The organism is Paeniroseomonas aquatica (genome assembly GCF_030409335.1).
In the GTDB taxonomy this organism is placed as follows: domain Bacteria; phylum Pseudomonadota; class Alphaproteobacteria; order Acetobacterales; family Acetobacteraceae; genus Belnapia; species Belnapia aquatica.
Genome location: NZ_JAUFPN010000064.1, coordinates 1 through 537 on the forward strand (window position 1 = coordinate 1; position 537 = coordinate 537).

The following is a 537-nucleotide window of genomic DNA, read 5'->3' on the forward strand; positions in this document are numbered from 1 at the left end:
CCGCCGCCGCTGGCGGCAGGCCGCCACGCAGAGCCCCGTGGCCAGATGGGATTTCCCGGTACCTGCGTCACCGATCAGCAGCACCGGCTCGGCCTTGGCCACGTAGTCGCCCTCGGCCAGCCCACGCAGTTGGGCGGCCGAGACGCCGGAGCGGGCGAACTCGAACGCCTCGAGCGTCTTCATCCGCGGCAGGCGGGCGTCGTGCAGCAGCCGGGCGATCGCCCGGCTCTCGCGCTCCTCCATCTCCGCCGCCAGCAGGGCTTCGAGATAGCCGGGATGGGACTGCTGCTCCCGGATGGCGGTCTCCGCCAGGCGGCTGAACTGGCTGCCGATCGTCGGCAGGCGCAGCGCCTTGCAATGCTGCCGGATGGCCTGGTCCTGCAGGTCACTCATCACGCCCGCCCCGCGCAGGGGCTGGAGACGAGCAGCGTGTCGTAATCGGCGACGCTGGGCATCGGCCGGTCGTAGCGGGCCAAGGCGCCGACATCGACCGGCAAGGGCCGGGCCTTGTGCAATGCCGCCTCGCCCAGGAGGTAG

Annotated in this window: 1 protein-coding gene; it reads right to left on the reverse strand. The window is 72.1% G+C overall.

The window, feature by feature from the left end:
* On the reverse strand, positions 1–393 hold a 393-nt coding region (locus QWZ14_RS07245), incomplete at its 3' end, for an ATP-binding protein (RefSeq protein WP_290315957.1).
* Between the last annotated feature and the right edge of the window lie 144 nt (positions 394–537).